The sequence below is a fragment of the Trinickia sp. genome, from assembly GCF_051961175.1.
Taxonomy (GTDB): domain Bacteria; phylum Pseudomonadota; class Gammaproteobacteria; order Burkholderiales; family Burkholderiaceae; genus Trinickia.
Map to the genome: position 1 here is coordinate 1 of NZ_JBQCDN010000200.1, position 6791 is coordinate 6791.

Genomic DNA, 6791 nt, shown 5'->3' on the forward strand with positions numbered 1-6791 from the left:
GGTCGTCGGTCGTCGGTCGTCGGTCGTCGGTCGGTCGTCGGTTGGCCGCCGGTCGGTCGTCACTCACTCGACGACTTGAACCCGCAATTCGTTGTCCTTGGCGAATCGCATGACGAATTCGAAAGCCTCGGGGCAAATCTCGGCAAGATCGCCGGACACGTTCAAACACCTGACACCCTGATCGACGAGCGGCACCGCAAGCCAGGTCGATGCGACGCTGCAGCCCGGCCGCCGCTCTCTGACAAAGAGGGTGATGACGCCGGCCAGGCGCTCCGCCCAGTCGCCCGGACGAAACGGCTTGCCGCCGTGAGTGATGCCGACGATCCGATGCGCGGGGCGGCTGGAGGTGGAGGTTCGATGCGGCCGATCTTCGATAGGTGTCATACGGGGTTGAGCGAGTGGGCAGGCGGCAGACCCTGTGATAGCGGCATGCGCTTTGACGCCGGGCGGTCTTCGGCGCGGAGCCGGAACGCCGCCACCGTTTCGTCGAGCATGCGGGCCTGCTCCTCGAGCGACGCGGCGGCGCCGGCCGCCTGCTCGACCAGCGCAGCGTTCTGCTGCGTCGTGCGATCCATATGCGAGACCACAACGTTGATTTCATCGATGCCCGACGATTGACGCGTCGACGCCGCGCTGATCTCGGCGACCACCTGAGTCACTTCGTGCGCCGCCTCCACCACCTTCGCCATCGTCGCTCGGGCACGTTCGGCCACTTGTGTGCCGCTCTGCACTTTCGCGACAGAAGCCGTCATCAGTTCGCGGATCTCCTTGGCCGCGACGGCGGAACGTTGAGCCAGCGCGCGCACTTCACCCGCGACGACGGCAAATCCCCGCCCCTGCTCGCCTGCACGCGCCGCCTCAACGGCCGCGTTGAGCGCGAGGATGTTCGTTTGAAAGGCAATGCCCTCGATCGCGCCGATGATGTCGACGATATGCTCGGAATCGGCAGACATATCGGCAACCGCCGCGACGATCTCGCTCACGGCCTCGCCGCCATGCTGTGCGGTGGTGGATGCCGTCTCAGCCAATGCTCTGGCCTCGCTCGCATGGCGCGCGTTGTCCGCCACCGATGTCGTGAGCGCTTCGAGGCTCGCCGCTGTCTGCTGGAGCGCGGCGGCCTGGCGCTCGGTCCGCTCGGACAGATCCGCGTTGCCGCTCGCCATATCGTGCACGCCGTGCCGGATTTCAGCCGTGCCTTCACGCACGCGCGTCACGGCGGCGGCCAGGCTCTGCTGCATGCGCGCGAGCCCCGCCATCAGCCGGCCCATGTCGCCGCCACCCGATGCGTCGATCGTCGTGGTCAGATCGCCCTGGGCGATGCGCTCGAAATGATCGATGGCGGCACCGATCGGCGTGATGATCGCGGCACGCAAAAACTTGCGCGCGAGCACGGCGAACACGACCGATGCGAGACCGACGACGGAACACAGCCACAGCAAGCCGCGAAAGCGGTCGTGCACGGCGGTGAAGTGCCGGCTTTGCGCCTGCACCTGGAAATCCATCAATTGCTGCGCGGCTTGTTTGTAGTCGGTGAAGATCGTCTCCGGCGCCTGCCGCTCGATCATGCGAAACGAGGAGAAGTCGTCCTGGTCGAGTGCAGAGACCTCCGGCGCGATCACTTCCTTGATGAGCTTGCCGCGCGCCGTGCGCAATGCGGCTGCAAGCGATGCCTCCGCATCGTTGGACAGCGGCAGCGTGCCGAACGTCGTGAGCGCGCGATCGCTGGCCGCCAGCGCGGCGTGCACGCGCTCGAGCGTCGGCCCTGTCGGCTTGCCTTGCGCCACGAGCGTCTCGTAGCTGCCGAGGTCGATCCGCGCCTGGGACAGGTGATCGGTACTATCTGCCAGTGACGTCAGTGCGGCGGTCTCGCCGTGATACATCTTCGCGACCGCGATATTGGCCGATTGGAGCACTGCGATCGACGCGGCGATGACGAAGAGGAGCGCCCCGGTATAGCCGAGGATCGTCATGGTCAACGCAACACGAATGTTAGTAGTCCTTACCATACGGTTTCCCCGTGCTTGGCCTGAGATCGGTGGAAGGAGCTTTCCCTGGGGCTGCAGCAAGTGCTGAAGCACCAACTCCGGATCTAGCCCTGCATAAGACCGGAGTAAGGTGCTGAAGCACCCACTCCGGATCTAGCTTTGCATAAGACCGGAGTAAGGTGCTGAAGCACCAACTCCGGATCTAGCTTTGCATAAGACCGGAGTAAGGTGCTGAAGCACCAACTCCGGATCGTAAAAAAAAGGCGGCCAGCGAAGTCACTCGCCGCCGCCCATGAATTGCCGACTGCAATCGGCAACGTCTTGGAGCAGGTACCGAAGATCAGAAGCGGGTGCGGATACCCGTCGTCACTTCAAGCTGGGTGTCACGCCCGAACGTCGAGCCGACCGTGTAGCCACCATGCAGCTTCATGTAGTCGCCGGCCAGATAAAGCTCCGTGCGTTTCGACAGATGGTAGAACGTCGAGGCGTAAACCGTTTCCTTGAAGCCGTTGTGCGTGCCGCCCGCCGGATCGAAATTCGAAGAGAGGTTGGCATTCGGGATCAGGCCGCCGCCGTCGCCGTTGGAATCAGCCTTCGTGTAAGCCGCGTTATGCACACGCATTTGCTGATAGCCGATCTCGTAGTCGAGCGGGCCCTTCGGCGCAAGCTTGAACGACACCGTCCAGGCGTTGTCCTGGCGCTGACCAAGCGAGCCTTGATTGCCGAGATAGCGGAAGTAGCCTGCGTTGACGCGTGCGATGCCGAACGTGTAGTTACCACCCAGCGACCACGTCTGATCGACGTTGCCGCCGTTGTTCACGTGGTTGTAGAAGCTCGATACGTTGAACGGGCCACCGTTGTAGCCAATCGCAGCCTGGTACGTGCTGCCCGTCGCAAACGCCGTCGAGTTGCTGAACGCGTAGCCCGCGCTCAAGAACAACCCGTTCTTGAACAACTTCTTCCACGCGAGGCCGTTCTCGTAACGGGTACCCGTTGCGCCGCCTGCGTAGAAAATCATCTGCTTGAAGTTGTTCGAATTCGTCCAGCCGCCCTCTTCGTAGCGAAGCTGGGCGCTGCCGTAAGGATCGCCGTAGATCGCTGCGGCGTCGCGGGCGATCGTATTCTGGAAACCAGCCGTGAACTTACCGATCGTGTCGTTTTCGAGCCCGACCCATGCATCGCGGTCGAAAATCTGACCGGAATCTTCCATCTGGCCATTAGCAACGACGTATTCGCTCTCGAGGCGGAAGATCAGCTTGTTGCCGCCGCCCAGATCTTCTTTACCCTGCAAGCCCCAACGGCTGCCGCTGAACCACGGCTCGCCGTCATTGCCCATACCGAGCTTGTGATCGCCGTTTGCATTGGCGTGCGTGATATAGGTCGGCACGCTCAGGTCCATCAAACCATAGAGCTGAACGTTCGATTGCGCATGCGCGCCAGTAGCTACCAGAGCGCCTGCCGTCAGCGCCAATGTGCGATACGTCTTTTTCAAGATCGTCTCCTCTTTACTGCGTTGAAATTTTGTTCTTGCGCTCGCACGCGCTGCATCAGGTGCATCGCTTGGCATCGCCGCAATGGAGACAATCGTATGCGCCGCTATCCTTCACGCTCCTTTCGTGTATGTTTAGTACAACTAAGTAGTTTCACTTAAAATGATTGACGCAGTCATGCAACTCGAACGGCAGAACGGACTAAGCAAATCATTAAGAGCCGTCCTTCGCCCGCAATACATAGCCGAGCCCGCGCAGCGTCATGATTTGTGCAGTCGAATGCGTCAGATGTTTGCGCAACCGATGAATGTAGATGTCGATCGCATCGGCGCTCGGCTCGTCTTCGAGGCTATACACGCTGTCCATCAGCGCTGTCTTCGATACCGTTTTGCCTTGCTTGAGCATCAGCGCTTCGAGGATCGCGTGCTCGCGCCGCCGCAACGCGAGCGGCGCCTCTTGATGGCTGAACTCGCGCGTGTTCGTGTTGTAGTGCAAATCGCCACAAACCAGCGAAGTCGACTTGCCGCCCGCTTGCCGGCGTATCAGCGCTTTGATGCGAGCAATCAGCTCGCGCGCATCGAACGGCTTGACGACGTAATCGTCGGCCCCCGCACTGAAGCAGTCCACCTTATCATCGATCGATCCATGCGCCGTGAGCATCAGCACCGGGGCGTTGTCGCCGCGGCGCCGCAGCCTGGCCAGCACGTCCTTGCCGCTCATGCGCGGCAGCCGCATATCGAGCAGGATGACGTCGTAGCGTTCGGTCAGCAGCACGGCGTCGGCCGATTCCCCGTCCGGCACGCAATCGACGGCGAAGTTCTCGCCTTGCAGCAAATTCACGATCCAATGCGATAAGTCGGCATTGTCTTCAACAAGCAGCAGCTTCATTGTTTCAATCCTTCCAAGCCGGCAGGCGCACGGTGGCGACAAGCCCCACCCGCCCCTTTCCCGGCGCAACCGCGACCGTTCCGCCATGCGTCTGCGCGATGCGCTGGACGATGGCGAGACCCAGGCCCGTTCCCTCCACGTCTGTCATCCCGCGGTAGAAGCGTTCGAATACGTGAGCGCGCATTTCGGCCGGAATACCGGGCCCGTTATCGATGACGTCCAGGACCACCTCATCGCCAACATGCCGGCAGCGCGCGGTCACCGAGCCCCCCGCCTGCGTATAGCGAATCGCGTTGTCGACGAGATTGGACACGAGCGCGGTCAACAATTGCGCGCTTCCCGCCACACGCAGATCGCCTTCGAGCTCCGCACCGAGATCGATCTCGCGACGCTGCGCGGCCAAGATCAACTCTTCGAGCACCGACGACACGACCTGCGTCATATCGACTGCGACATCCGGTGCAGGCGCCGGCGCCGATTCCGCCCGTGCGAGGAGCAGCAATTGATTCGTCATCTCCGTCATCTTGCGGCTCGTCCGATGAATGCCCGCCAGTGCATCGGTCAACGCAGGCTCATCGTTCACGCATTGGCGCGCACACTGTACCTGCGTATCGAGCAGCGTCAGCGGTGTGCGCAGTTGATGCGCGGCATCGGCGATGAACTGTCGCTGCGTACTCGTGTGCAGCTTGAGCCGCGCAATGCACTGATTAATCGCATCGACGATCGGCCTAAGTTCAGTCGGGAGATGATCGACGCGGACCGGCTCGAGCTGCATCGGATCGCGATCAGCTACATCGTCCTTCAACTTCATGAGCGGACGCAGCTCGCTCGTCAGGCCGATGAGCACGAGCACCACGGCGAGCACCAGCATCAAGCCTTGCCGGATCAGTTGAGGATGCCACAGTTCGGCCAGCATTCCTTCGCGCGACGCCTGCGTCTTGCCCACCACCACCACCACGGACAACGTCGAACCCGAGCTGTAAAGCTGCCGCTGGTACGCCACGGCTCGAATCGATTGGCCGTCGAGCGTCGTATCGTAAAACACCGGATAGACTGTATCCGTGCTGGGCAGTGCGAGCTCGGGCGTGCCGCCCAACAGCCGATCACCCGCGACGATTCTGTAGAAAACGTGGTCCTGGTACGGCGATTCGAATATTTCCAGCGCCGCGGGCGGAACATCGGCCGTCAGCGCGCCGTTGCTCCACTCGATGTCTTCGCCGATGGTGCGCGCCGACGCGAGCAGCGCGTTGTCCTGCAGCAAAGCGGCCGTCTGGCGCGCCGCGTCATAGGACATCATCCCCGCAACGAACATGAATGCCGCCAACGGCAACAGCACCCACCACAGCAAGCGGGCGCGCAGACTATGCATCATCGATTGACGCCCTATAAACAAGTTTGGCTCGTGCCGAACCGACGCGCGCGGCGTCGGCACGGGACGAGCCGGCCGGATCCAATGCGCCTTCGCGGCGCAATATGTCAGAACGCGGCGGGTCTCCATTTCAGCAGGCGCTTTTCCAGACGGGTCAGCAAGTAGTCGCAAGCCAATGCCACGACGGCCAACACGATCATCGCCGCAAACACGCCGCTTGCGTTGAACGCGCCTTGCGCCGTGGAGATCAAGAGGCCGATACCCTGCTTCGAGCCCAGGAATTCGCCGACAACCGCACCGACGAGCGCGAAGCCGAAGCTCACGTGCAAGCTTGCCAGAATCCAGGACAGTGCCGACGGAATGACGACGGCCGTCGTCAGTTGCCGCTTCGACGCACCAAGAATCTGCGCGTTGGCGATCATATAACGATCGGCCTCGCGCACACCTTGGAAGGCATTGCCGAAGACGACGAAGAACACCATGACGACGGCGAGCGCCACCTTCGATGCCATGCCCAAGCCGAGCGCGATCACGAACACGGAGCCGAGCACGACCCGGGGGATCGAATTGGCAACCTGGATGTAGATGCTGAAGACGTCCGACAGCAATTTATTGCGGCCGAGTACGACACCGCAGATCACCCCCGCCACCGAGCCGATCGCGAATCCGATCGCCGTCTCCTCGAGCGTCACCCACACTTGAGTGAGCAGCGGCCCTTGGGACGTGCCGTTGGCGAACCAGTCGATGATCTGGGCAAAAATCAGCGAGGGCATCGAGAAGAAGAACGGGTCGATCCACTTCATCCGGCCGGAGAGCTCCCAGCCGCCGAGCCAGACGACCAGCACGAGCAGGCGCAGGCCGATGATCAATGCGCGACGCTGACGCAGCCGGCGCTGCGCCGCTTTTTCCACCTCGGCGAGCGACGATTCCAACGGGCTCGCTTTGGGTTGTTCGAAGGTAGTAGCCATAGTAGACATCTCAGTCTTTCCGGTATTCAAAGTCAAGCAATCTGCACTTCTTCGCGCAGGTCGTGCCAAATGTCGCGCGAGAGTTCGATGA

General features: G+C 61.8%; 6 protein-coding genes. All 6 read right to left on the reverse strand.

What is annotated here, in order from left to right:
- Positions 1–63: 63 nt before the first annotated feature.
- On the reverse strand, positions 64–384 hold the full coding sequence (locus tag ACTHL0_RS12055; RefSeq protein WP_440566974.1) for a DUF3579 domain-containing protein: 321 nt from the start codon (positions 382–384) through the stop codon (positions 64–66).
- Positions 381–2006: a methyl-accepting chemotaxis protein gene (locus tag ACTHL0_RS12060; protein ID WP_440566975.1), complete on the reverse strand. Its 1626-nt coding sequence runs from the start codon at positions 2004–2006 to the stop codon at positions 381–383. The genes ACTHL0_RS12055 and ACTHL0_RS12060 overlap by 4 nt, the downstream gene beginning before the upstream one ends.
- Before the next feature lie 319 nt (positions 2007–2325).
- The gene (locus tag ACTHL0_RS12065) at positions 2326–3552 is read right to left on the reverse strand and encodes a porin (RefSeq protein ID WP_440566977.1); all 1227 of its coding nucleotides are present in this window, start codon (positions 3550–3552) and stop codon (positions 2326–2328) included.
- 136 nt (positions 3553–3688) lie between these two features.
- A complete protein-coding gene (locus ACTHL0_RS12070; protein WP_440566978.1) occupies positions 3689–4363 on the reverse strand; it encodes a response regulator in 675 nt (224 codons plus the stop codon).
- A 4-nt stretch (positions 4364–4367) separates the two neighbouring features.
- Complete coding sequence (locus ACTHL0_RS12075) at positions 4368–5735, reverse strand: sensor histidine kinase (protein ID WP_440566979.1); 1368 nt, start codon at positions 5733–5735, stop codon at positions 4368–4370.
- 104 nt (positions 5736–5839) lie between these two features.
- Positions 5840–6700 (reverse strand): ABC transporter permease, encoded by an 861-nt coding sequence (locus tag ACTHL0_RS12080; protein WP_440566980.1) that lies wholly within the window; start codon positions 6698–6700, stop codon positions 5840–5842.
- Positions 6701–6791: the final 91 nt, after the last annotated feature.

What these genes read in the sequence shown, in the direction of transcription:
- ACTHL0_RS12075 (WP_440566979.1), bottom strand. Translation starts at nt 5,735, where the DNA reads ATGATGCATAGTCTGCGCGCCCGCTTGCTGTGGTGGGTGCTGTTGCCG.
- ACTHL0_RS12060 (WP_440566975.1), bottom strand. Translation starts at nt 2,006, where the DNA reads ATGGTAAGGACTACTAACATTCGTGTTGCGTTGACCATGACGATCCTC.
- ACTHL0_RS12065 (WP_440566977.1), bottom strand. Translation starts at nt 3,552, where the DNA reads ATGCCAAGCGATGCACCTGATGCAGCGCGTGCGAGCGCAAGAACAAAA.
- ACTHL0_RS12080 (WP_440566980.1), bottom strand. Translation starts at nt 6,700, where the DNA reads ATGGCTACTACCTTCGAACAACCCAAAGCGAGCCCGTTGGAATCGTCG.
- ACTHL0_RS12070 (WP_440566978.1), bottom strand. Translation starts at nt 4,363, where the DNA reads ATGAAGCTGCTGCTTGTTGAAGACAATGCCGACTTATCGCATTGGATC.
- ACTHL0_RS12055 (WP_440566974.1), bottom strand. Translation starts at nt 384, where the DNA reads ATGACACCTATCGAAGATCGGCCGCATCGAACCTCCACCTCCAGCCGC.